Raw genomic sequence first — 24,708 nt, forward strand, 5'->3', positions numbered from 1 at the left:
CGAGGCTTTTGTGTTTTTTATGTTATAATTAGGTAATATTGTTTTGAAGGAGAAATCTTGTGGAAGTTACACGTCAAAAACCATTAGTAAACCAGTATCATTTTGATCTTCGCAATCAAGCTTGGGAAGCTGAAAATGGTGAACCTAAAACTCAATTAAAAGTTGATTTTAAACTGATTGAAAAAGGTACAGAAGAAAATGTCACACGTATCATCACTATTTTGCAATTCATGATTGTTTTGGAAGATTTTGTTATTTCAGGTACCATGACACAAGGTGTGACTATTTTGGACCGAATTGTTAATGAACCAAGCGAATTTTCAGAAGAAGAGCGTCGTAGTTTGGCCCTGCCTTTGTTAGATATCTTGAAACGAATGACCTATGAAGTAACAGAGATTGCTTTGGACCAACCGGGCATCAATTTGGAGTTTTAATAAAATGAAAATTGCAATCATTACAGATTCCTCAGCGGTCTTGACTCCTAGATTTGCCGAGAGAGAAAATGTATTTGTACTAGACATCCCTGTATCCATTGATGGAGTGGATTATGTTGAGGGAGTCAATTTAACAGCTCAAGAATTTTACGAAAAAATGGCTGCGACGGATGAATTGCCCAAAACAAGTCAGCCTAGTTTAGCTAGCTTGGCAGAGATTCTCAGCCAATTGAAAAAAGATGGCTACACACATGTGGTCGGTCTCTTTTTAGCGGCGGGAATTTCTGGTTTCCATCAAAATATTCAATTCTTGATGGATGAATTTGAAGGATTAACCATCGCATTTCCAGATACCAAAATTACCTCAGCACCGCAAGGTTACATGGCTGAAAGTGTAGAAAAATGGGCAGAAGCTGGTTCTAGTTTTGAAGAGATTTTGGAAAAATTGGAGCAGCAAATCAACCGCACTTCAGGATTTATCATGGTGGACGACTTGAATCATTTGTTCAAAGGTGGTCGTCTATCAAATGGCGCTGCGCTTTTGGGAAATCTTCTCAGCATCAAGCCAATTCTTTATTTTGATGATGAGGGAAAAATTGCCGTATACGAAAAAGTGCGTACAGAGAAGAAAGCTGTGAAGCGCTTGTTAGAAATTCTTGCAGAAAAAACTTCTGATGGAGAATACGAAATTGCCATTATCCATGCTAACGCCTTGGAAAAAGCAGAGGATTTCAAGCGTATGCTGCTGGAGCAAGGTGTACAATCAAGTATTCGAATTGTAACCTTTGGCTCTGTTATTGGAACCCATCTCGGGGCTGGCGCAGTTGGATTTGGTATCACACCCGTTATAGAGTAGGAGACAGACATGATTAAGGTCATTATTGCAGGTTTTAAAGGTAAAATGGGCTCAACAGCCATGCAAATGGTACAAGAAGATGCAGATTTGATCTTATCAGCTCTGGTTGACCCTTTTGCTACAGAAAAAGAAATAGATGGTGTACCTGTTTTTACAGCCAAAGAAGACATGGTAGGGTTTGAAGCAGATGTCTGGGTGGATTTTACCACACCAAAGTTTGCCTATGAAAATACCCGATTTGCTTTGGAAAATGGTTGGGCACCTGTTGTCGGAACAACAGGCTTTACACCAGAAGAAATCGATGAATTAGTTGCCTTGTCTGCTCAGAAAAAATTGGGAGGATTGATTGCTCCCAACTTCGCAATCGGTGCCATTTTGCTCATGGAATTCGCTGCAAAAGCAGCTAAATATTTCCCGAATTTGGAAATTATCGAATTGCACCATGATAAGAAGAAAGATGCACCAAGCGGTACAGCCATCAAGACCGCTGAATTGATTTCGAAAGTACGTGCTTCACAAATACAAGGAGCTGCAGATGAGGAAGAATTGATTGCAGGAGCACGTGGGGCAGAATTTGATGGCTTCCGTATTCATTCTGTTCGTTTGCCGGGCCTAGTTGCCCACCAGGAAGTCATTTTTGGAGCGCAGGGAGAGGGAGTGACCATTCGTCATGACTCCTATGACCGTGTTTCTTTCATGAGCGGTGTCAATTTAGGAATCAAAGAAGTAGTGAAACGCGAGCAACTCGTGTATGGTTTGGAACATTTATTATGAAATTAAACAATTTGCCTTCTGAATTTCAGGAGGCTTTGCCGATTTTAGAGAAAATTAAAGCTGCTGGCTACGATGCCTATTTTGTAGGCGGTTCAGTGCGAGATGCTATTTTGGGCCGTCACATTCATGATGTGGACATTGCAACGAGTTCTTATCCGCAGGAAACCAAGCAGATTTTTCGTCGTACAGTGGATGTGGGAATTGAGCACGGGACAGTTTTGGTCCTTGAAGGTGCGCATGAATACGAAGTGACCACTTTCCGGACGGAGGATGTCTATGTGGATTTTCGTCGTCCCAGTCAGGTTTCTTTTGTGCGCTCTCTTGAAGAAGACCTCAAGCGCCGTGATTTCACGGTCAACGCTTTTGCACTGGACGAGAAAGCTCAAGTTATTGACCTCTTTGAAGGTTTAGCGGACTTGGATGGGAAAATCCTGCGGGCCGTTGGAGTGCCAAGCGAGCGATTTGGTGAGGACGCCTTACGCATCATGCGGGGGTTCCGTTTTGCAGCGGTACTTGATTTTGAAATTGAACCTGCGACTTTTCAGGCCATGCGGGAAACAGCTCCCCTGTTGGAAAAAATTTCTGTCGAGCGGATTTTCATTGAATTTGATAAGCTGTTACTGGCACATTTTTGGCGCAAAGGTTTGCAGGCTTTGATTGATACAGAGGCTTATCAGTATTTGCCTTGCCTCGCCAATCAGGCTCCTCATTTGCAAAATATGATTGAAGGTTTGTCAGAAGATGCTCAGTTTACTAGCTCAGAGCAGGCTTGGGCGATGTTATTGATTGCACTGGAAGTCAAGGATCCTAAGAAGTTTTGTCGCAAGTGGAAGACATCCAATGATTTTATGAAATCAGTCTGTCAGCTAGTGGAGCTATGGCAGTTGCGATTAGAAGGGGCATACGATAAGCAAGCTTGTTACAAATATGGAAAATATCAGCTTACTTTGGTAGAAGAACTGCGCCAATTACAAGGGTTGGCAGTTGATTTTGCCTTGATAGAGCAGTTAGACCAGAGTCTGACCATTCACGATAAGCACGAAATTGTGGTCAATGGTGGTAATTTGATCCAAGAATTTGGCTTGAAACCAGGACCAGATTTGGGACGGATCTTGCAGGAAATTGAGTTTGCCATTGTAGATGGGCACTTGGAAAATGAACAAGAAGCGATTCTTGATTTTGTTAAAGAGAAAGGAAGAGTATGAGCGATTTTATTGTTGAAAAATTGAGTAAATCAGTTGGCGATAAGACTGTTTTTTCGGATATTTCATTTATTATTCATGACTTGGATCGGATTGGGATTGTTGGGGTCAATGGGACAGGAAAGACGACCTTGTTGGATGTCATTTCTGGGAAATTAGGCTTTGACGGGGATACTTTACCATTCAAGTCTAAAAATGATTACAAGATTGCCTATTTGACACAGGAACCAGATTTTGATGACTCAAAAACGATTTTGGACACCGTTCTTTCATCGGATTTACGAGAAATTCAAGTTATTCGGGAATACGAAAGCCTGCTTTCTGACTACGATGAAGCCAATCAGGCTCGATTGGAAAAAGTCATGGCGGAAATGGATGCTCTCAATGCTTGGGAAGTTGAAAGTCAAGTCAAAACAGTCTTGTCTAAATTAGGCTTGAATGATGTGACTCAGAAGGTGGTCGACTTATCGGGCGGGCTTCGTCGTCGGGTACAATTAGCGCAGACCTTGTTAGGAAATGATGACTTGCTACTTCTTGATGAGCCGACCAACCATCTGGACATTGATACCATCGAATGGTTGCAAACCTATCTCAAATCCTCTAAAAAAACTGTTCTTTTCATTACCCACGATCGTTATTTTTTGGACAATCTAGCGACACGCATTTTTGAATTAGACCGAGCTGGTTTGGTTGAATACCAAGGGAATTATCAGGATTATGTTCGATTAAAGGCCGAGCAAGATGAGCGCGATGCGGCCTTGCGTCATAAAAAAGAACAACTTTATAAGCAAGAATTAAGCTGGATGCGCCGTCAGCCACAAGCACGCGCTACCAAGCAACAGGCGCGTATCAATCGTTTTCATGATTTGAAGGGGGATTTGGCGCACACGGTAGACGATAGTGAGTTGGAAATCAATTTTGAAACCAGTCGTATCGGGAAAAAAGTGATTGAGTTTGAAGATGTTGACTTTTCATTTCCAAACAAAACTATCCTGCATCACTTTAACCTCTTGGTGCAAAATAAGGACCGTATTGGGATTGTCGGCGACAACGGTATGGGCAAATCTACCTTGCTGAACTTGATTGCAGGCGACTTGGAACCAAGTGCTGGTAAGCTCAGTATCGGAGAAACGATTCGGATTGGCTATTTTTCTCAGCAAATCAAAGGTTTGGATGAAAGCAAGCGCGTCATCAATTATTTACAGGAAGTGGCCGAAGAAGCGCACACGACGTCTGGCATGGTTTCCATTGCAGACTTGCTGGAGCAATTTCTCTTTCCGCGCAACATGCATGGAACCTTGATTGAAAAGTTATCTGGTGGAGAAAAGAAACGCCTCTATCTCTTGAAAATCTTGTTGGAACGCCCAAATGTCTTGCTCTTAGATGAGCCGACAAATGATTTGGACATCGCGACGCTGACCGTCTTTGAAAATTTCTTGCAAAACTTTGCAGGGCCTGTGATTACAGTCAGTCACGACCGATACTTCCTAGATAAGGTTGCCAACAAAATTTTGGCTTTTGAAGAAGGCAAGGTCCGTGAATTCTTCGGAAACTATACGGATTATTTGGATGAAAAAGCCTTTTTAGCTTCTAGTGCAGCCATTTCCCAAGAGAAAAAAGAAAAAGTCGAGCGCGTCCGTGAAGAGAAAAAACGGATGACCTATTTTGAAAAGCAAGAGTGGGGCAGTATAGAGGGGGAAATCAGCACTTTAGAAGACCGCATCGCTGAAATTGAAGAAGAAATGCTGACATGTGGCAGTGATTTTACAAAGTTGTCTGATTTGCAAAAGGAATTAGATGAGAAAAATGACCTCTTGCTTGAAAAGTATGAGCGCTACGAGTATTTGAGTGAATTGGAGAGCTAAGACATGATGCATAAGATGATGATTGCTTATGTCCTGCTCTATATTTTGGTCGTTTTAGGTTCGGCTTTTTATAGTTATTTTAAAAGTAAAAAAATGAACGGTCTACGTTTGGGTCTGACGCTTGTGGCAACCGTATTAGTTGCAGGAAGTCTCTTTTCCTATGTGCAGGCCTATCAGCCTATTCAGATGCTGGGCTTTGCTATTGGATTTACCAGTATTTCCAGCCTGTTTCTCTACAACAGTTTAGTTGGTGAGGGTAATAAATTTAGTGTCATGTTTGGCTTGAGTTTTTTACGCTTAATCATTCATTTGCAGCTGCTTGCTTGTTTGTATATTTTCCGGTAAACAAATTAAAGCGAAAGAGTTACAATTAATGAAAAGGGTTTTGCAAACCTTTTCATTATGATATAATAGAATTAATCATGAAAGTAGGAGATAAGTATGTCTAAAAAAATTATCGGTATCGACTTAGGTGGTACATCGATTAAATTTGCAATTTTAACGCAAGAAGGTGAAATTCAGGAAAAATGGTCTATTAAGACGAATGTCTTGGATGAAGGTAGTCACATTGTGCCGGATATTATTGAAAGTATTCAGCACAAATTGTCTACACACGGTTTAACAAAAGATGACTTTGTCGGAATTGGAATGGGTTCACCCGGTGTAGTGGACAGCCAAGCAGGAACCGTTATTGGTGCCTATAATCTTGATTGGAAAGAACTGCAACCTGTTAAAGAACAAATTGAGTCAGCGCTTGAAATTCCATTCTTCATTGATAATGATGCCAATGTTGCAGCCCTTGGGGAACAGTGGGTTGGTGCTGGTGAGAATAATCCAAACGTTGTCTTCATGACTCTTGGAACAGGTGTCGGTGGCGGCGTTGTTGCAGATGGACGCCTCTTACATGGTGTTGCAGGTGCGGCAGGTGAGCTTGGCCACATCACGGTTGATTTTGATGCGCCGATTGCTTGTACTTGTGGTAAAAAAGGTTGTTTGGAAACTGTCGCATCAGCTACGGGTATCGTTAATTTGACTCGTCGCTACGCAGAAGAATATGCAGGTCAAGCACAACTCAAGAAAATGATTGACGACGGTCAAGAAGTAACTGCAAAAGACGTCTTTGACTTGGCCAAAGAAGGAGACGATTTGGCTCTTATCGTCTATAAGAATTTCTCTCGTTATTTGGGAATTGCTTGTGCAAATATTGCCAGCGTCTTGAACCCAGCCTATATCGTTATCGGTGGCGGTGTATCTGCTGCAGGCGACTTCCTCCTCAAAGGTCTACAAGAAACATACGATGCGAATACTTTCCCACAAATCCGCACATCAACCAAATTATCATTAGCAAACCTTGGTAATGATGCAGGAGTGATCGGCGCAGCATCCCTTGTCTTGAAATAATAAAATAAAAAATACTTCTGATTATTTATCAGAAGTATTTTTTATTGTCGTTCAAATTCAAGTGTTGTTTTATAAAGGGCTAAGGCGACGCCGCCTAAAGAACCACGAAAATCATCATACGGCTCAACTAGAATTATCTGTGGACTGCCGATTAAATTGCTACTGAATTCGTTTAACAGTCGATGCAACTCTATTTCTAAAGTTTTATGATTAAATAATGGACTATGAATAAAAATTTTATTTGCATCAATTAGATTTCCAAGATTGAGTAAGACCTGGACGATATATTTGATAGCTTGGTGAAATAAATTGATAATTTCCCCATCTCCATAATCATAAGCTAAAAAGAGGTGATTTAAGGTGAGCTCTGTTTGGCCATCTAAGATATTTTTTAAAAAGGTACTAACATTGCTTTCAGCTAGTAAAGTTGCTTTTTTGATAAGCCAGCTTTCGCTTGCATAGGTTTGCAAACAGCCCCGCTTGCCACATTCGCAAATTTCCCCATCTGCCTGGACAATTGTATGTCCAACTTCACCTACATTGGGATTGGTTCGGCCATAAATTCGACCTTCATACATATAAGATAAATGCATTCCCCTTCTAAAGTGAAAATAAATAAAGTTATCCTTATTCTCTCCTTTAGAAAAGAGACGTTTAGCCAAAGACATCGCATTTACATTATTTGAGAAGAATACTGGGATTGATAGACTGTTTTTAATAATATCAAGATTAAAGTTTTTCCAAAGAGGATTATTTGTATGTACTTTTCCTTCATTAAAGTAGCGGCCAGGTAGGCATATCCCAATTGCTGTAATGGGTCGGTCACAAAAAGACATAAAATCTGAAAGGTATTGAATATATAATTGATGACCGTTCTCAGAAATTTCAGAGATTAATAAAGTATATTCTTTTTGATACATAATATTTCCTAAATTATCTGCAAGTGTATAGGTAAATTCTCGTTCTGAAATTTCGCTCCCGATATAATAAGAATGGGCTTCTCGTATACTGAGTAATTTTTTCTTTCGTCCAACCTTGGGCTTTACTTGTGTGCTTTCTCCAATTTCTTCGACGATTCCTTGTTGAATAAGATCAGCAGTAATACTAGTAGTGGTAGCAGGGGTTATGCCTGTAGCAGTAGCAATATCAGTGCGTGAGATTTCTCCGGAAATATAGATCTGCTCTAATACGCTAGAGCGGAGTCTATGTTGGATTTTAGAAGTTTTCATATTCTGTTTAGCTCCTTTTAAACAGTATAAGATATTTTTAAAAAATAATCAATTAATTATCTAATATCTGTTTACCGTGGTAATTGATAACAAAAAATAAAAAAACACTTGACATGGCTTTTATTTAGTTATAAAATGTAATTAAATAAAAAGAAAACGCTTCCTTTTGGAAGCTGGGAGAATGGACATGAACGATCTATTACAAAAGAAGTTGTTGCCTGTCGCTATGCGTTTAGGGAATAATAAGTTTATGATTGCGATTCGAGATGGAATTACTTACTCGATGCCGCTTATCATTATTGGCTCTCTCTTTATGATTATTGCGAGTTTCCCTATCCCTGGATGGGAAAAATGGCTTGGAGATATTGGAGTTGCTGGCTATTTGTGGAAAGGAGTAGATAGTAGCTTTGGTCTAGTAGGGCTTGTCTCTAGTTTTGCAACTACCTATACATTAGTGAAACAGTATAAGCAAGATGGAATTCCCGCAGGTATTGTTTCCTTATCAGCATTTATCACAGTGACTCCTTTTATCACTGGTGAAGCAGGCAGTGGGATTCCAACATCTTACATGGCTTCGAAGGGACTTTTTATAGCAATTATTTTAGGATTATTAAATGGGTATATTTATCAATGGTTTTTAAATAAAGATATCCGAATCAGAATGCCAGACGGTGTGCCACCTGCTGTTTCTAAGAGTTTTAGTGCTCTTATTCCAGGTGCGGTCATTATTACTAGTTGGTTGATTCTATTTGGATTCCTTGACAAATGTGGTTTACCAAATGTTCATGACATTGCGCAAGTTGTATTGGGAGGACCACTCGGTTTACTCGGTAGCAATGTTTTAGGTTTGTCTGTTATTGTGGTGCTGAATAGTCTCTTCTGGTTTGCCGGTTTACATGGAGGAAATATTGTAAATAGCGTCATAAAACCAGTTTTATTAGCCAACCTAGATGCTAACCGTACAGCTTATCAGGCAGGAGAAGCATTGCCAAATATCTTTACAAGTGTATTTGTTGATAATTTTGTATTTATCGGCGGTGGAGGAGCTACAATTGGTTTAGTAATTGCTATGTTCTACCTTGCAAGAAAGAAAAATGCAAGTAAACAGATGAAGACACTTTCTCCAGTTACATTTTTGCCAGGTCTGTTTAATATTAATGAACCTACAATGTTTGGTGTACCAATTGTTTTGAATGTATTATTGCTTATTCCGTTTGTTCTAGCACCAATTATCAATCTTTATATTGCATGGGGAGCTATGGCAAGTGGATTAGTTCCATTGACATATACAGATCCAGGTTGGACTATGCCACCAGTGATTAGTGGTCTATTGGCAACAGGAAGTATTAAAGGGGCTATCTTACAGGTATTGCTCATTATTATTGATGTTTTGCTGTATCTGCCATTTATCATGAGTATCGAAAAAGGATTTAAAAAGAACGAGGAAGGATAGTGTGGTGCAATCAGATGAAAAGATTAATTAGTACAAATAGTTCAGAAATTACCAATTTTACAGCAACAGAGTTAAAACAGAGTATTAAAGCTAGTGAAGGACGTACAGTCCTGTCTGAAAATGTTGCAGGAAGAGAATGCTTTATCGGTGATATTACCAGTTCAGAGCTGGCAAAATCATTTGGAGCAGATCTTATTTTGTTAAATGGAGTTGATGTTTTAAATCCAGTAATCAGTGGACTAGAGTGTCCGGCAGACCACATCATAACAGAACTGAAGAATTTAGTAGGAGCTCCTATTGGTGTGAATTTGGAGCCGGTTGATTCGGAAGCGCAATTATTAGAAAGTGTTGAAGAATTACCGATTGGACGGCAAGCGAGAATCGAAACTTTTCAGAAAATTGAGGAACTCGGCTTTGACTTTGTGTGCTTGACTGGTAATCCTGGTACCGGTGTTAGTAACCGACAAATTAAAGAAGCTATTCACTTAGCTAAGACACATTTTTCAGGTCTAATTATTGCAGGTAAAATGCATGGAGCAGGTGTTAATGAGCCTGTAGCGGACTTGGAAACAGCTAAGGAATTCTTACAGGCAGGAGCAGATGTCATTTTAGTACCTGCTGTTGGGACTGTACCTGGTTTCACCGATCAAGAACTGATTGAGGTCGTAAAAGCTGTCCACCAAGAAGATGGGCTTGTTATGAGCGCCATTGGGACAAGTCAAGAAAGTTCCGATCAAGAAGTTGTGAAACAGATTGCTTTACGGAACAAGATATGTGGTGTTGATATTCAACATATTGGAGATGCTGGATTTGGAGGTTTGGCGCCAGTAGAAAATATTTTTGCCTTGAGTCAAGCTATTCGCGGACTCCGCCATACTATTTCTAGAATGGCTCGTTCTGTAAATAGATGAGGGGGAGCTTATGGTGAGCAATAAAAAGAAGGTGTTAATATTGAGTATAGTAGTTACTGCATTGGCTTTAGTAACGGGACTAGATGTTAGTGCTTCTACAAATCTTATTGTCAATGGGGATTTTGAACAAGGTGAAGTAGGATGGAACTCTCGGAATAAAGGGGAGATAAGTTCAATAGAAAGTTATTTAGGAGGAAGTCATTCTGGGGTTTTAACTCCTAATGCTATTTCGAATGGAAAAGCCAATGGGTATATTGGGCAAGTTGTTTCGGTGGAGCCGAATACAACGTATACGGTAACTGCATATGGCAAAACGGATAAAAATGGAGCAGTTGGTTATTTTACTGCACGTTGGTTTGATAATGGTAAGCAGGGGGATATTGTTTTAGGTAAAGACGGGGACACAGTAGACCAACCCATTCAATCCACTCAATGGACTAAGTATAGCTATACTTTTAATTCAGGAAACCATCACAAGGTATTGATTCAATTAGTGAAATGGTCAGATGAGGCAACTATTAAAGTATCTAGTATTTTTATAGACCAGGTTGTTATGACGAAAGAAGAAACTACTTACTATGAAAAATGGCGAGATGATTTTGAAGGTGAAGTATTAAATAGAGATAGTTGGGGTTATGAACTGGGGTCAATTAGGGGGATAGAACAGCAACATTATGTTTCTGATTTACAAAATGTTTTTCTTCGTAATGGAGAGTTAGTGCTTAGGGTTACCGATAGACCACAAGAAGACATATACCCTAATCCCAGAAATATTCAATCGAAAGTGATCTATAATTCCGGCAGTGTAAGGACACATGGAAAACAAGAATTTCTATACGGAAAGCTAGAAATTAAAGCAAAACTGCCGCAAGGCAAAGGAGTATTTCCAGCATTTTGGATGCTTGGAGCAGATTTTGTACTAGATGGCAAAATTAATGATAATCAGGGACACGGTTGGCCCTCAACAGGAGAGATAGATATCATGGAGTTGGTGGGGGATGCACAATCAGGTTCATATGCCAATCGCACTGTATATCAGACGCTGCATTACGGTGCAGAGCAAAATGATAATGGTAAATTTGCGGGTAATGGTAAGGCATATACATTATCTTCTGGAAGTTTCAATGATGACTACCATATTTTTGCATTAGATTGGTATAAAGACCGAATGGTATGGTTAGTAGATGGTAAAGTGGTACGTACGGTAGATTACTCAAATGATCCTTTGGCTTCGGCAATATTTAATAAACCTCAGTACGCTCAATTGAACTTGGCTATGGGAGGTGCTTGGCCTGGACCTGTTGCAAATAATTTGTCAGGTACAGAGTTTGTTATTGATTATATTTCATATTCTAGGAATGAAGAGCAAGAAATTCAAGCAAAAGAATATTATGATAAGGCACCACAGATAAATGGTGCTACAGATATAACAATTAACAAGGGAGACACTCCAGATTTATTAGCTAAGATATCAACGAATGATAATTCATATATGGTAGATTATTCAATTGATGATGAATTTCAATTTAAAAATACAGGTGGGAATACAAATGTTCGATTGATGGTATCAGGAAAGCAGGAAAAGGAAAAAATTGCTACATTACCGCCAGGTAAGTACAATATTCACTATAGTGCTTTTCCAAATGTAATTGATTTTGGAAGTAGGATTGCAAGAAAGACTGTAACTTTAACAGTTGTAGAGTGAGGAGTGGACGATGGTCATGAAAACTATCATGTTAATTTGTGCTGCAGGAATGAGCACTAGCTTATTAGTGACTAAAATGGAAAAAGCTGCATGGGAAAAAGGAATAGAAGCAGATATATTTGCTGTTTCAGCAATGGAGGCGGATGCAATATTTGCTCAAAAGAAAATAGATGTATTATTATTAGGACCACAAGTCCGATTTATGCTTAATGAATTTCAGGAAAAGCTCAGCGCTCAAGAAGTACCAGTAGAAGTGATTCCGATGGTTGACTACGGGATGATGAATGGAGAAAAAGTGCTAGAGCTAGCTGAAAGTCTAATGAAATAAGGAGGAATCATGGATCAACAATTGGAAGTGATTATGCCTTTAATCATGTATGGTGGTGATGCTAAAAGTTCTGCTATGGAAGCAATCCAATTTGCTAAAAAAGGAGAATGGGAGGAGGCTGATCGAAAACTCAAAGAAGCAAAAGATAGCCTCATTCAAGCCCATCATTCACAAACAGAGTTATTGACCAATGAAGCCCGTGGGGAAACAACTACTTTATCTTTGCTGATGGTACATGCCCAAGATCATCTAATGACGAGTATTACATTTGTTGACTTGGCGACTGAGATTATTGAGCTCTATAGAAGTAGAGTGCCATAGCGTCCAGTACCCCTTGTCTTGAAATAACTCACAATTCCTCTTTGTTGGCAAGGAGGGATGTTTTTTTCGGACAAAATTTCTTCTGAATGGTATACTAAAATCATGACAAAAGCAGATAAGATTTTAAAAGAAAATATTGAGCGTATCTTGGCGGAAGGTGTTTTTTCAGAAAATGCTCGTCCGCATTATAAAGATGGAAATGTAGCCAATTCGAAGTATGTGACAGGTGTCTTTGCCGAGTATGACTTGTCCAAAGGTGAATTTCCGATTACCACTCTTCGTCCAATTCCGATTAAATCAGCAATCAAGGAAGTTTTGTGGATTTACCAAGACCAGTCTAATAGCCTTGATTTACTGGAAGAAAAGTACAATGTCCATTATTGGAATGAATGGGAAGTGGGAGATACGCGCACTATTGGTGAGCGCTATGGAGCTGTGGTGAAAAAACATGATATCATGACTAAAATTCTTAAGCAGCTAGAAGAAAATCCCTGGAATCGCCGGAATGTAATTTCCTTGTGGGATTACGAAGCCTTTGAAGCGACAGAAGGTCTCTTACCTTGTGCCTTTCAGACCATGTTTGATGTGCGACGAGTAGATGAAGATATCTATCTGGATGCGACACTAACACAGCGTTCTAACGATATGCTGGTGGCTCATCACATTAACGCTATGCAATACGTAGCTTTGCAGATGATGATTGCTAAGCATTTTGGATGGAAAGTTGGAAAATTTTTCTACTTCATCAATAATCTGCACATTTATGATAATCAATTTGAACAGGCAGAGGAACTCTTGCGGAGACAACCGATAGCTTGTCAGCCACGTTTAGAATTGCATGTCCCAGATGGAACCAATTTCTTTGATATCAAAGCTGAAGATTTTGAGTTGGTAGACTATGATCCAGTCAAGCCACAACTTAAGTTTGATTTAGCTATCTGAAATAGGAGCACTTGCGAGGTTGGCAAGTGCTTTTTTAGCCATTTTTTGATAGAATGAAAAGGACAGAAAGAGAGAGAGAATGACTAAAAAGATTTCAGCAGTCTGGGCACAGGATGTCAATGGCGTGATTGGAAAAAATCAAACCTTGCCATGGCGCATGCCGGCTGACTTACAGCATTTTAAAGAAACGACGATGGGTCATGTCATGGTCATGGGTCGTGTCACTTTTGATGGGATGGGAGGACGTGTTCTTCCAAACCGTATATCAATTATTCTGACACGAGATAAGAATTTTTCGGTTGACCACCAAGATGTCAAGGTGATGCATTCTGTTCAAGAAATTTTAGACTGGTATGAGAAGCAGGAACAGAATTTGTATGTGATTGGCGGAGCACAGGTTTTCAGAGCCTTTGAACCCTATCTTGATGAAATTATCTTGACAGATATTCATGATGAGTATGAGGGAGATACCTATTTTCCTAGTGATTTTGATTGGTCACACTTCGAAGAAGTGGGAAGTGTTTTCCGGCCAAAAGATGAAAAGAATGCTAGTGATTTTACGGTGAAATATTTTGCCAGGAAAGTGATCTAGCCATGGAAAAAAGTTTATTTGGATTATTTACAGCTTTGTTGTGCGGTATCTGTGTACTTTGCTCACTTCAAGCTTTTCAGAAAAAACGCTATGGCTTAGCAATCATTTTTTTGCTCAACGCTGCGACCAATTTGGTCAATAGCATCCATGCCTTTTACGGCGTATTGTTTTAAAAATATTTAGGGGATTATAATGGCGGGACATAACCAACCAGAATTTATTTATTGTTCATTTTGTGGAAAAAATCAAGAAGAAGTGAAGAAAATCATTGCAGGAAACAATGTCTTTATCTGTAATGAATGTGTCGAATTAGCGCAAGAAATCATTCGCGAAGAGTTAGCAGAAGAAGTCTTGACAGACCTTGCTGACACACCAAAACCACAAGAATTACTCAACATTCTTAACCACTATGTTATCGGACAAGACCGTGCAAAACGTGCTTTGGCAGTAGCGGTTTACAATCATTACAAGCGTATCAATTTCCAAGATAGTCGTGATGAAAACGATGTGGATTTGCAGAAATCCAACATTCTCATGATTGGCCCAACGGGTTCAGGAAAGACTTTCTTGGCTCAAACCTTGGCTAAGTCGCTCAATGTACCATTTGCCATTGCGGATGCAACTTCCTTGACAGAGGCGGGTTATGTGGGAGAAGATGTTGAAAACATTCTTCTTAAATTGATTCAGGCGGCAGATTACAACATTGAACGAGCAGAACGTGGTATTATTTACGTCGATGAGATTGATAAAATTGCTAAGAAAAGTGAAAATGTATCCGTAACACGTGACGTATCTGGTGAAGGTGTTCAACAAGCACTCTTGAAAATCATTGAAGGAACCGTTGCCAGCGTTCCACCACAAGGCGGTCGTAAGCATCCAAACCAAGAGATGATTCAGATTGACACCAAGAATATCCTCTTTATCGTTGGTGGCGCTTTTGACGGTATCGAAGACATTGTTAAGCAACGTTTGGGCGAAAAAGTTATCGGTTTCGGACAAAACAGTCGCAAGATTGATGATGACGCTTCTTACATGCAGGAAATCATTTCAGAAGATATTCAAAAATTTGGTCTGATTCCAGAGTTTATCGGTCGTTTGCCAGTTGTTGCTGCTTTGGAGCAGTTGACGGCAGATGATTTGGTACGTATTTTGACTGAACCGAAAAATGCTTTGGTCAAACAGTACCAGACACTTATGTCTTATGATGATGTGGAATTGATTTTTGAAGAAGATGCTTTGCAAGAAATTGCCAACAAAGCTATTGAACGCAAAACAGGTGCGCGTGGCTTGCGTTCGATCATTGAAGAAACCATGCTGGATGTCATGTTTGACATACCAAGTCAAGAAGAGGTTACGCGCGTGACCATCACAAAAGCAGCCGTTGATGGATTGGAACATCCATTGTTAGAAACAGCCTAGGAGGAAGCATGGAAATCAATACAAATAATGCAGAAATCATGCTCAGTGCCGTTTCTAAGGCTCAGTATCCGCAAGACGACATGCCAGAAATTGCTCTAGCTGGGCGCTCGAATGTCGGAAAATCCTCTTTTATCAATACCTTGCTAGGACGTAAAAATTTGGCCCGTACGTCAAGTAAGCCAGGAAAAACGCAGCAGCTCAACTTTTACAATATTGATGACAAGTTACGCTTCGTGGATGTCCCTGGTTACGGCTATGCCAAGGTATCCAAGTCTGAACGCGCTAAGTGGGGCAAGATGATTGAGGAATACTTGACAAGTCGAGACAATTTGCGCGCAGTAGTCAGCTTAGTAGATATGCGCCATGACCCATCAGCAGACGATATCCAGATGTACGAATTTCTAAAATACTATGAAATTCCGGTTATCATCGTCGCGACAAAGGCGGATAAGATTCCGCGCGGTAAGTGGAATAAGCATGAGTCGGCTATTAAGAAAAAGCTAGATTTTGATTCGTCTGACAAATTCGTTGTCTTTTCATCGGAAACACGCCACGGATTTGACCAAGCTTGGGAAGCGATTTTGGATGAAATCTAATTAACTTAGAAAGGGTTGAGACAAGTTCTCGACTTTTTTCTTGCTCAAATGTGGATTTTTTGTTCATTTACTTGATTGAGAATAGTCTAAATAACGAATGAATAAGATGTCTGATAATTATAAAATTAAGTTTTTTTGATAAAATGTAAAGAAATAGGAGCAAAATACTTGAAAAATCATTGAAAAGTGGTACAATGAATAAGCATTAGATTTGATAAAGAAATACTTATTTATGTCGAGGATTGGCTCGTCGTTTCTACAAGACACCGTAATGTCTAACAATAAGTAAGCGAAGGCTTGCTTGGGTTTCCCTAGTAAAATGTTTTTTGCATTTTACAGCAAGCCTTTTTTGATTTTCAAATTTTAAAATAACAGTCATATCAAAGGAGTTAGGATGAAATTATTAGAAGAACGTATCCTGAAAGATGGAAATGTCTTAGGCGAAGGAATTCTAAAGGTAGACAGTTTTCTGACCCATCAGGTGGATTTTGAGCTGATGCAAGAAATTGGTAAAGTATTCGCTGAAAAATACAAGTATGCAGGCATAACAAAGGTTGTTACCATTGAAGCATCAGGTATTGCCCCAGCGATTTATGCTGCTCAAGCCCTTAATGTTCCCATGATTTTTGCTAAAAAGCATAAAAACATCACTATGACAGAAGGCATTCTGACAGCGGAAGTTTATTCTTTCACCAAACAAGTGACAAGTACCGTTTCTATTGCCGGTAAGTTCTTGCAAGAAGATGATGTCGTTCTAATCGTGGATGACTTTTTGGCAAATGGGCAAGCTGCTAAAGGATTGCTTGAGATTATCCAACAAGCAGGTGCTACGGTCGCCGGTGTTGGAATTGTCATTGAAAAGTCATTCCAAACAGGTCGCGCTTTGCTTGAAGAAGCAGGTGTTCCCGTTACATCGCTTGCACGTATCCAAGAGTTCAAAGACAACACAGTAGTATTTACGGAGGCGGATGCTTAATATGTCACAACAACAAGAACATTCACATTCTCAATCGGCCATCTTAGGCCTACAACACCTCTTGTCCATGTATGCTGGCTCCATCTTGGTACCGATCATGATTGCCGGAGCACTGGGTTATTCAGCCAAAGAATTAACTTATTTGATCTCCACGGATATTTTCATGTGTGGGATTGCGACCTTCTTACAATTGCAATTGCGCAAACAATTCGGTATTGGTCTTCCAGTCGTGCTTGGCTGTGCCTTCCAGTCAGTTGCTCCACTTTCAATCATCGGTGCTAATCAAGGCTCAGGTGCTATGTTTGGTGCCTTGATTGCTTCTGGTATCTACGTGATTGTGGTTGCGGGAGTTTTCTCAAAAATTGCTGAATTGTTCCCACCGATTGTAACAGGTTCGGTTATTACAACAATTGGATTAACCTTGATTCCAGTAGCTATGGGAAATATGGGAAACAATGCTGAGTCACCAACAGCACAAAGTGTCATTTTGGCTTTGACTACCGTTCTCATCATCCTCTTGGTACAAAAATTTGCAACAGGATTTATCAAATCCATCTCAATCTTAATCGGCTTGGTTGGCGGAACAATCTTAGCTGGTTTCATGGGCTTGGTAGATACGGCAGTAGTAGCAGATGCTCCTTGGGTTCATATCCCAACGCCATTTTACTTTGGTGCACCAAAATTTGAAATTACTTCTATTGTGATGATGTGTATCATTGCGACAGTATCAATGGTAGAGTCAACAGGTGTTTACTTGGCGCTTTCTGATTTGACAGATGACCAGTTGGATAGCACTCGTCTGCGTAACGGTTACCGTTCAGAAGGTCTAGCAGTTCTTCTCGGTGGTATTTTCAATACCTTCCCTTATACAGGATTCTCGCAAAATGTAGGGCTTGTACAATTATCAGGGATTAAAACACGTCGTCCAATCTATTACACAGCCGCTTTCTTAGTAATCATTGGCCTCTTGCCTAAATTCGGCGCTCTTGCTCAAATGATTCCAAGTCCGGTTCTTGGTGGAGCTATGCTCGTTCTTTTTGGTATGGTAGCTCTTCAAGGGATGCAAATGCTTAATAATGTAGACTTTGCAGGTAATGAGCATAATTTCATTATCGCGGCGGTCTCTATTTCAGCAGGTGTTGGATTCAACGGTACGAATCTTTTTGCAAGTTTCCCATCAACTGTTCAGATGTTCTTGACCAATGGTATCGTCATTGCTACAGTTTGTGCAATCCTACTTAACCTTGTCTTAAATGGTAAACAACAAGCATAATAACAAGGACATATGCCTTTTGGTATATGTTTTTTTGAAAAGACATTGTTTCCGTTTTCAAAGTGTGATACAATGAAGCAATAAAAGGAGTTGGAGATAATTATGGAATCAACATTTTACAAAAAGGTGACAGCGGCAGTAGAGAAAAAAGAGTCATTATTTGACCGTCATAAAGGCAAATATGCCTTGCGTAGTATGTTTGCTGGTGCTTTCTTGACCATGTCAACTGCTGGAGGAGCCATTGCAGCTGATCAGATCAATCAAGTTCATCCGGTTTTAGGACGATTCACCTTTGCCTTCCTATTTGCTTGGGGATTGATTTATATCCTGTTTTTGAATGCAGAGCTAGCAACCTCAAATATGATGTACTTAACAGCCGGAACCTTTTGGAAGAAAATTTCCTGGCACAAGGCCTTGGTTATTTTACTCTACTGTACTTTGTTTAACTTAATTGGAGCCTTGATTATCGGATTTCTATTTGCCAGAACAAGTTCATTTGCAAGTCTGGACATTCAGTCCTTTATCGCAGGTGGAGTAAAAGCACGTCTTGCTCGACCAAGTGGACTTATTATTCTGGAAGGTGTGTTGACAAATATCTTTGTGAATGTTGCCATCTTGTCCTTCTTGTTAATTGATAACGCAAGTGCTAAAATGTGGATTGCCATCTCAGCAGTATTCCTCTTTGTCTATCTGGCACAAGAACACGTTATCGCCAACTTTGCATCATTCTCTATCGTGAAATTTAGCGTGATTGCAAATCAAGTCGAAAACTTTGGCTGGTTAAATATTTTCCGTGAGTGGACAGCTGCCTTTATCGGAAATTACATCGGTGGTGGTCTGATTGTCGGTCTTTCCTACGCATGGTTTAACCATAATGAAGACAAATATGTAGATTAAATCGAGAATTTCTCGATTTTTTCTATTTTTTGAAAGAAAATACTTGCATCGACTAGATAAATGTGATATCCTAATAAAGGTTTTGAATAACCGACCTAAGACAGTAGGGGAGCTGGACTCATAAATATCCTACCGAGGCACAAAACGTAACTTAAAAATTTGTAACGTATTGTACTTTCGTGTCTAGGTTTAGGTGCGATTTTTTTGTGCCTATCCCAAAATAAAAACGGAGGTAAACTAAATGTCAGAAGCTATTATTGCTAAAAAAGCCGAATTAGTGGACGCTGTTGCTGAGCAAATGAAAGCAGCTACATCTATCGTTGTAGTTGACGCGCGTGGTTTGACTGTTGAACAAGATACAGTTCTTCGTCGTAACTTGCGTGGTGAAGAAGTTGAGTACAAAGTTATCAAAAACTCAATCTTGCGTCGTGCTGCTGAAAAAGCTGGTCTTGAAGGACTTGCAGAAATGTTCGTAGGACCATCTGCAGTTGCATTCTCACAAGACGCAGTTGCTCCAGCTAAAATCATCTACGATTTTGCAAAAACTGCTGATGCTCTTGAAATCAAGGGTGGTGCTGTTGAAGGTAAAGTTTCTTCAAAAGAAGAAATCGAAGCACTTGCAACATTGCCAAACCGCGAAGGTATGCTTTCTATGCTCCTTTCTGTACTTCAAGCGCCAGTTCGCAACGTTGCATACGCTGTCAAAGCGGTTGCAGAAAAAGAAGACGCAGCTTAATGCGTACATTAGCAGCCTAAGGTTGCAAACAATTATTTATTAAAAAACAATTTGGAGGAATTCACAATGGCATTGAACATTGAAAACATTATTGCTGAAATTAAAGCAGCTACAATCCTTGAACTTAACGACCTCGTTAAAGCTATCGAAGAAGAATTTGGTGTAACTGCAGCTGCTCCTGTAGCTGTTGCTGCAGCTGGTGGTGCTGCTGAAGAAGCTAAAGACTCATTTGACGTTGAATTGACTGCAGCTGGCGACAAAAAAGTTGGCGTTATCAAAGTTGTACGTGAAATCACAGGCGAAGGTCTTAAAGAAGCTAAAGCTCTTGTTGACGGTGCACCATCTGTTCTTAAAGAAGGTGTTTCTGCAGCTGAAGCTGAAGAAATCAAAGCTAAATTGGAAGAAGCTGGAGCTTCAGTTACTCTTAAATAAGAGTCACATCATAATTAGATTGCGGAATCCCTATTTACCAGTCTTTGAGAGCGATAAGCGATTGATAGAAACTGATAAATTGATTTGGTTTCCTGCCAAAAATCCTGCCAAAAATTCTTTGGCAGGATTTTTGTTTTAATAAATTTTCGGGGGTAGACATTAAATTGTCTACCCCTTTTTTTGCGTTTTGGAGGTAATTATGCAAAAGAAGGAACAATCATCACGTGGCTATCTTGGGAGTTGATATTGAGAAAGCAACTCAGCTAATTGATGAAATGGAACAAAAAGGTTTAATCCGATTTGATAAATTTGGAAATGTTGGAATTTTAGTCTTGGAGGGACAATCATGAAACGTATTACCGCTAATCAGTATCAGACATCAGAGCGTTATTATAAACTCCCTAAAGTTTTGTTTGAGAGTGAACGTTATAAGGATATGAAGCTGGAGGTTAAGGTAGCCTACGCGATTTTAAAAGATCGGTTGGAGTTGTCTTTGAGTAAGGGCTGGATTGATGAGGATGGGGCTATTTACTTGATTTATTCCAATTCAAATCTGATGGCACTTTTAGGCTGTTCAAAGTCAAAATTACTTTCTATCAAGAAAACCTTACGTGAATATGGCTTAATTGATGAAGTCCAACAGTCCTCTAGTGAAAAAGGTCGTATGGCAAATAAAATTTATTTGGGGGAATTAGAACATGAACCCACCCTAGTCTTACATACAGACGGGGCTAGTGTTAAAAAAACACCAGGGGGGTCTCAAAGAAAGACGGGGCCGGTCTTAAATTCAGCCTCTAGTGAGACTGAAGGAAGTGAGACTAAATGTAGTGAAACTGAAGGGAGTGATTTCCTTATTGAGGATGAGGAGGAGAGGCAGCTAGTAGATGACAAACAAGAAGAAAACTTTACTCCAAAAGTAGATGCCGTGACTAAGTACGATCGAGACTATATTTGGAGCTTGGTTCATGACCAGTTAAGACAGACAGGTCTATCTCAGTCGGCTAGTGATGTTGCCATGATTTATTTTAGTAACCGTTATCGGTATGCATTGGAACATATGCGATTTGCTCGGTCAGCGGAAGTGATAGCTGAATATGTGTTTAATGGGGTCTTGTCAGAATGGACCAAGCAACTGAGACGACAAGAAGTAAAGGGAGGTGATTAAGATGATTTGGTGGATACTAGGTGGAATCTATCTGATTTCTATCATCATTTTGATTGTTGAAATCATCCGTGCACCAGAAATGGATGATTATATATAGGCATGAGTTTTACAAAGGTAAGGCTCTTTTTTATTTGGAAAGAGAGGAAAAATGAAATTTTTAGATTTATTTGCTGGGATAGGCGGTTTTAGGCTAGGAATGGAAGCACAGGGTCATAAATGCCTGGGCTTTTGTGAAATTGATAAATTCGCTAGAACATCCTACAAAGCCATGTTTAACACAGAAGGAGAAATAGAATACCATGACATTAAAGAGGTCACAGACCATGACTTTAGACAATTTAGAGGGCAAGTGGAGGTTATCTGCGGGGGATTTCCTTGCCAAGCTTTTTCACTCGCAGGAAGACGACTGGGATTTGAAGATACTCGAGGGACTCTCTTTTTTGAGATTGCTCGAGCGGCCAAACAAATCAAACCACGTTTTCTATTTTTGGAAAACGTCAAAGGCCTACTCAATCACGACAAGGGACGGACGTTCGCCACAATCCTCTCCACGCTGGATGAATTGGGGTATGATGTCGAATGGCAGGTGCTTAACAGTAAGGACTTCCAAGTGCCTCAAAACAGAGAACGGGTCTTTATTATCGGACATTCTAGAAGATACCGTTCCAGATTCATATTTCCTCTCAGAAGAGAAAACAGCCCAGCTCATCTTGAAAGGTTAGGAAATATCAATCCCTCTAAACGTGGTTTGAATGGTGAAGTCTATCTGACGAGTGGACTTGCTCCTACGCTAACGAGAGGTAAAGGAGAGGGAGCTAAAATCGCCATTCCAGTCTTAACACCAGATAGACTAGAAAAACGCCAACATGGACGACGCTATAAGAACAATTTAGACCCTATGTTTACCCTAACAAGCCAAGACAAACACGGGGTTGTTGTCGCAGGAAATCTGCCGACTAGCTTTGACCAAACTGGAAGAGTATTTGACATTTCTGGCTTGTCACCGACCTTGACCACCATGCAAGGTGGAGATAAGGTGCCAAAGATACTGCTGAGGGAGGAGCTGCCATTTCTGAAAATCAAGGAAGCCACAAAAAGAGGGTACGCAAAGGCAACTCTTGGAGACTCTGTCAATCTGGCTTATCCAGACTCAACCAAACGTAGGGGACGTGTGGGAAAGGGAATATCCAATACTCTGACGACTTCAGACAATATGGGAGTGGTGGTTGCTGCTCTGGAATATCGACAGGATAAGTGGTATGAAGTCACAGGGATTGTCTTAGACGGAAAACTCTATCGCCTGAGAATTAGACGACTGACACCAAGAGAGTGTTTCAGACTTCAAGGCTTTCCTGATTGGGCTTATGAAAGAGCAGAAAGTGTTTCTAGTAAGAGCCAACTATACAAACAGGCTGGTAATAGTGTGACTGTCACAGTTATTGAAGCCATTGCCAGAGAATTTAGAAGAATGGAAGAGGAAGAAAAACATGAACCTACTACATAAGAAAAGTATCCTAGAGTGTACTGAATTAGAAGAACGTATTCACCAAGTTGAAACCAATCAGCTACTACAAAAGATATTGTCGCTCCCCAATTTTGATTGTGACTTTGAGGTGACTTTTGAAGATGATTACCACAAAGAGATGAATGCTCCCCTATTCTACGAATCCAATCTTCATCGGATTTCGGATTTTTTGGAAACTAGGGATATTAAAAATGGTGTAGATACACTATTGACGAAAGACAATCACCTGGTCTTTCGTGCCTTTGGTCAAAATTACACTGCCAGGGGAAAGGATGGTATTTTAACGACTCTGGTGACGGTCAAGTGCTTTGGTGAAGGACGGATGCCCATTGATATGAGTCGCTATTTCTCAACTCCTGAACCAACAGTTGAAAATAGCTTAACCCTATAAGGAGGAGTCTATGCTTGAGGTATATCTAGGAAATAATACCAATACAAATCAAGATTTACTAACTATTTTGACGACCTATGGTGTGACTTATCGTTGTACAAAAGCATGTGATGTAAACCGTGACATCATACTGTCACTCTTTGCCAAAACCACGGATTGTTTTGAGTTACTGTCGCCACGATTTCTTCGCTTTAAGCGTCAATATTCGATAAGTTTGAATGAAATGATTCAGCTTATTCTCCAAAAACCAGACCAAAACCTTCGTCTGCCTCTCATTGTCTGTCAGAATCATGTCTATCCAGCTATTGGGTTAGATGAAGTGCGAACCTTTCTTCCCAGACAGGTAAAAGAAGAGCTGTTTCAGGCCAGCCTGATGAAACAAGTGACAGGGTAGGTGTGAGGATGAATGAACGATTTTGGGACAATTTAGAAATCATTCTGGCAGAAAAAGACCTCACTTGGGCAGAACTAGCTCGCAAAGTATTCAAAGGTCAATATGTTTATCCCAGTGAGTTTAATCGCCTCTATCAAAAATTACGGCATTACAAATCCAATCGTCTAATGCCACAGACAAGGTGGGTTGAGCGTATTGTTCTAGTCTTAGATATTGATTATGAAGATTTATTTAAGAGGTGACAATGATAAGGATAGTGTTGTTTTATCTAGCCATACAGCTTAACGGTCTTCTTGTGAGTTTATACCTGCATGACTATATGACGATTAAGGTCTTAATCCTGCTACAAATGCTTCTTTTAGGTGTAGCTTGTCTAGAGATTACTCATCACAAAACTGTTCAAGGAAAAAATATAACCTTAAGCAATCGCCTAAGATGGTTGCTTCTTGGTTTTGCGTGTATGGTTGCTTTTGCAGTCATCATCAGTTTTCTTTTTCCTGTTCTGATTAGGAATCAAGCAGTATTGGTACAAGTAGGAAAACAAGTTCCACATGTTATCTTTTTATTGTTTCTGGTCAATGCAAGTGTCCTTGAAGAGGTAGTTTATAGGCAACTGCTGTGGGAAAAATTGATATTCCCTTTTGTACAAATAGGAGTGACCAGTTTTCTCTTTACTCTAGCTCATGGTCCTATTCAGTTAGGGAGTTTGCTCATGTATAGCTGTCTTGGGGTGACCTTGGCTGTTGTACGATTGAAAACAGATTGTATGACGGCAATCACCCTGCATTTACTTTGGAATAGTTTGGTTTATGTCTTGACTTTCTTGTGATACCAAAATCAAGAGTGCTTCCGTATCATGGAAGCACCTTATGTTTGATAGGGAATTCAAAG

30 protein-coding genes, 1 riboswitch and 1 other annotated feature are annotated in these 24,708 nt (G+C 39.9%); of the genes, 29 read left to right on the plus strand and 1 reads right to left on the minus strand.

From position 1 onward, the window contains the following. Nucleotides 1–59: 59 nt before the first annotated feature. The 7 genes from J2T50_RS02235 to J2T50_RS02265 all read left to right on the plus strand — a co-directional run bounded on the left by J2T50_RS02235 (nt 60) and on the right by J2T50_RS02265 (nt 6,532). A complete protein-coding gene (locus J2T50_RS02235; RefSeq protein WP_253363207.1) occupies nt 60–434 on the plus strand; it encodes a DUF1149 family protein in 375 nt (124 codons plus the stop codon). A gap of 4 nt (nt 435–438) precedes the next feature. After that, a complete protein-coding gene (locus J2T50_RS02240; RefSeq protein WP_253363209.1) occupies nt 439–1,290 on the plus strand; it encodes a DegV family protein in 852 nt (283 codons plus the stop codon). Between the two features lie 9 nt (nt 1,291–1,299). Continuing rightward, nucleotides 1,300–2,064: a 4-hydroxy-tetrahydrodipicolinate reductase gene (gene dapB / locus J2T50_RS02245; protein WP_253363211.1), complete on the plus strand. Its 765-nt coding sequence runs from the start codon at nt 1,300–1,302 to the stop codon at nt 2,062–2,064. Next, nucleotides 2,061–3,269, plus strand: a complete 1,209-nt coding sequence (locus J2T50_RS02250; protein ID WP_253363213.1) for a CCA tRNA nucleotidyltransferase — start codon at nt 2,061–2,063, stop codon at nt 3,267–3,269. Before dapB ends, J2T50_RS02250 begins: the two co-directional genes overlap by 4 nt. Then, nucleotides 3,266–5,131, plus strand: coding sequence for an ABC-F family ATP-binding cassette domain-containing protein (locus tag J2T50_RS02255; RefSeq protein ID WP_253363215.1), 1,866 nt, complete (start codon nt 3,266–3,268; stop codon nt 5,129–5,131). The genes J2T50_RS02250 and J2T50_RS02255 overlap by 4 nt, the downstream gene beginning before the upstream one ends. Before the next feature lie 3 nt (nt 5,132–5,134). Beyond that, nucleotides 5,135–5,476 (plus strand): hypothetical protein, encoded by a 342-nt coding sequence (locus J2T50_RS02260; protein WP_253363217.1) that lies wholly within the window; start codon nt 5,135–5,137, stop codon nt 5,474–5,476. Between the two features lie 96 nt (nt 5,477–5,572). Beyond that, nucleotides 5,573–6,532 (plus strand): ROK family glucokinase, encoded by a 960-nt coding sequence (locus tag J2T50_RS02265; RefSeq protein ID WP_253363219.1) that lies wholly within the window; start codon nt 5,573–5,575, stop codon nt 6,530–6,532. Between the two features lie 41 nt (nt 6,533–6,573). Here the strand turns inward: J2T50_RS02265 and J2T50_RS02270 are convergent, their stop codons facing one another. Beyond that, nucleotides 6,574–7,761 (minus strand): ROK family transcriptional regulator, encoded by a 1,188-nt coding sequence (locus J2T50_RS02270; protein ID WP_253363221.1) that lies wholly within the window; start codon nt 7,759–7,761, stop codon nt 6,574–6,576. 187 nt (nt 7,762–7,948) lie between these two features. On the opposite strand from J2T50_RS02270, the gene J2T50_RS02275 reads away from it, so the two are divergent. The 22 genes from J2T50_RS02275 to J2T50_RS02375 all read left to right on the plus strand — a co-directional run bounded on the left by J2T50_RS02275 (nt 7,949) and on the right by J2T50_RS02375 (nt 24,646). Further along, nucleotides 7,949–9,214 (plus strand): PTS sugar transporter subunit IIC, encoded by a 1,266-nt coding sequence (locus J2T50_RS02275; protein ID WP_253363223.1) that lies wholly within the window; start codon nt 7,949–7,951, stop codon nt 9,212–9,214. A gap of 14 nt (nt 9,215–9,228) precedes the next feature. After that, nucleotides 9,229–10,125: a uroporphyrinogen-III synthase gene (locus J2T50_RS02280; RefSeq protein WP_253363301.1), complete on the plus strand. Its 897-nt coding sequence runs from the start codon at nt 9,229–9,231 to the stop codon at nt 10,123–10,125. A 10-nt stretch (nt 10,126–10,135) separates the two neighbouring features. Then, nucleotides 10,136–11,830 carry a family 16 glycosylhydrolase gene (locus J2T50_RS02285; RefSeq protein ID WP_253363225.1) on the plus strand — a complete coding sequence of 565 codons (1,695 nt, stop codon included), beginning with the start codon at nt 10,136–10,138 and terminating at the stop codon, nt 11,828–11,830. Nucleotides 11,831–11,840: 10 nt separating this feature from the next. Further along, nucleotides 11,841–12,158: a PTS sugar transporter subunit IIB gene (locus J2T50_RS02290; protein WP_253363227.1), complete on the plus strand. Its 318-nt coding sequence runs from the start codon at nt 11,841–11,843 to the stop codon at nt 12,156–12,158. A 9-nt stretch (nt 12,159–12,167) separates the two neighbouring features. Then, nucleotides 12,168–12,479, plus strand: coding sequence for a PTS sugar transporter subunit IIA (locus J2T50_RS02295; protein WP_253363229.1), 312 nt, complete (start codon nt 12,168–12,170; stop codon nt 12,477–12,479). A gap of 102 nt (nt 12,480–12,581) precedes the next feature. Further along, nucleotides 12,582–13,421, plus strand: a complete 840-nt coding sequence (locus J2T50_RS02300) for a thymidylate synthase (protein WP_253363231.1) — start codon at nt 12,582–12,584, stop codon at nt 13,419–13,421. Nucleotides 13,422–13,500: 79 nt separating this feature from the next. Further along, the gene (locus J2T50_RS02305; RefSeq protein ID WP_253363233.1) at nt 13,501–14,013 is read left to right on the plus strand and encodes a dihydrofolate reductase; all 513 of its coding nucleotides are present in this window, start codon (nt 13,501–13,503) and stop codon (nt 14,011–14,013) included. Nucleotides 14,014–14,015: 2 nt separating this feature from the next. Then, a complete protein-coding gene (locus J2T50_RS02310) occupies nt 14,016–14,186 on the plus strand; it encodes a hypothetical protein (protein ID WP_253363236.1) in 171 nt (56 codons plus the stop codon). Nucleotides 14,187–14,205: 19 nt separating this feature from the next. Then, entirely contained in the window at nt 14,206–15,432 is a 1,227-nt protein-coding gene (gene clpX, locus J2T50_RS02315) for an ATP-dependent Clp protease ATP-binding subunit ClpX (RefSeq protein ID WP_253363239.1), read from the plus strand. A gap of 8 nt (nt 15,433–15,440) precedes the next feature. Continuing rightward, complete coding sequence (gene yihA / locus J2T50_RS02320; protein ID WP_253363243.1) at nt 15,441–16,028, plus strand: ribosome biogenesis GTP-binding protein YihA/YsxC; 588 nt, start codon at nt 15,441–15,443, stop codon at nt 16,026–16,028. A 206-nt stretch (nt 16,029–16,234) separates the two neighbouring features. Then, a riboswitch (purine riboswitch) is annotated at nt 16,235–16,330 on the plus strand. Nucleotides 16,331–16,422: 92 nt separating this feature from the next. Further along, nucleotides 16,423–17,004, plus strand: coding sequence for a xanthine phosphoribosyltransferase (locus J2T50_RS02325; RefSeq protein ID WP_253363245.1), 582 nt, complete (start codon nt 16,423–16,425; stop codon nt 17,002–17,004). A gap of 1 nt (nt 17,005) precedes the next feature. Beyond that, the gene (locus J2T50_RS02330; RefSeq protein WP_253363247.1) at nt 17,006–18,277 is read left to right on the plus strand and encodes a nucleobase:cation symporter-2 family protein; all 1,272 of its coding nucleotides are present in this window, start codon (nt 17,006–17,008) and stop codon (nt 18,275–18,277) included. Nucleotides 18,278–18,376: 99 nt separating this feature from the next. Further along, nucleotides 18,377–19,174, plus strand: a complete 798-nt coding sequence (locus J2T50_RS02335) for a formate/nitrite transporter family protein (protein WP_253363303.1) — start codon at nt 18,377–18,379, stop codon at nt 19,172–19,174. A gap of 76 nt (nt 19,175–19,250) precedes the next feature. Beyond that, nucleotides 19,251–19,388 (plus strand) — a sequence feature (ribosomal protein L10 leader region). Nucleotides 19,389–19,415: 27 nt separating this feature from the next. Beyond that, nucleotides 19,416–19,910: a 50S ribosomal protein L10 gene (gene rplJ / locus J2T50_RS02340; RefSeq protein WP_253363249.1), complete on the plus strand. Its 495-nt coding sequence runs from the start codon at nt 19,416–19,418 to the stop codon at nt 19,908–19,910. Between the two features lie 66 nt (nt 19,911–19,976). After that, the gene (gene rplL / locus J2T50_RS02345; RefSeq protein WP_253363251.1) at nt 19,977–20,342 is read left to right on the plus strand and encodes a 50S ribosomal protein L7/L12; all 366 of its coding nucleotides are present in this window, start codon (nt 19,977–19,979) and stop codon (nt 20,340–20,342) included. Between the two features lie 224 nt (nt 20,343–20,566). Continuing rightward, nucleotides 20,567–20,692: a hypothetical protein gene (locus J2T50_RS10525; protein WP_301282798.1), complete on the plus strand. Its 126-nt coding sequence runs from the start codon at nt 20,567–20,569 to the stop codon at nt 20,690–20,692. Continuing rightward, on the plus strand, nt 20,689–21,507 hold the full coding sequence (locus tag J2T50_RS02350) for a replication initiator protein A (protein ID WP_253363252.1): 819 nt from the start codon (nt 20,689–20,691) through the stop codon (nt 21,505–21,507). Before J2T50_RS10525 ends, J2T50_RS02350 begins: the two co-directional genes overlap by 4 nt. A 148-nt stretch (nt 21,508–21,655) precedes the next feature. Beyond that, nucleotides 21,656–23,011 carry a DNA (cytosine-5-)-methyltransferase gene (gene dcm, locus J2T50_RS02355; protein ID WP_253363255.1) on the plus strand — a complete coding sequence of 452 codons (1,356 nt, stop codon included), beginning with the start codon at nt 21,656–21,658 and terminating at the stop codon, nt 23,009–23,011. After that, nucleotides 22,995–23,423, plus strand: coding sequence for a hypothetical protein (locus J2T50_RS02360; protein ID WP_253363257.1), 429 nt, complete (start codon nt 22,995–22,997; stop codon nt 23,421–23,423). The genes dcm and J2T50_RS02360 overlap by 17 nt, the downstream gene beginning before the upstream one ends. A 10-nt stretch (nt 23,424–23,433) precedes the next feature. Next, nucleotides 23,434–23,817 (plus strand): thioredoxin domain-containing protein, encoded by a 384-nt coding sequence (locus J2T50_RS02365; protein WP_253363259.1) that lies wholly within the window; start codon nt 23,434–23,436, stop codon nt 23,815–23,817. Between the two features lie 8 nt (nt 23,818–23,825). Next, nucleotides 23,826–24,059 carry a hypothetical protein gene (locus J2T50_RS02370; protein WP_001005705.1) on the plus strand — a complete coding sequence of 78 codons (234 nt, stop codon included), beginning with the start codon at nt 23,826–23,828 and terminating at the stop codon, nt 24,057–24,059. Nucleotides 24,060–24,061: 2 nt separating this feature from the next. Continuing rightward, a complete protein-coding gene (locus J2T50_RS02375; protein WP_253363261.1) occupies nt 24,062–24,646 on the plus strand; it encodes a CPBP family intramembrane glutamic endopeptidase in 585 nt (194 codons plus the stop codon). Nucleotides 24,647–24,708 lie beyond the last annotated feature (62 nt).

It is taken from the genome of Streptococcus gallinaceus (assembly GCF_024170225.1).
GTDB classification, from domain to species: domain Bacteria; phylum Bacillota; class Bacilli; order Lactobacillales; family Streptococcaceae; genus Streptococcus; species Streptococcus gallinaceus.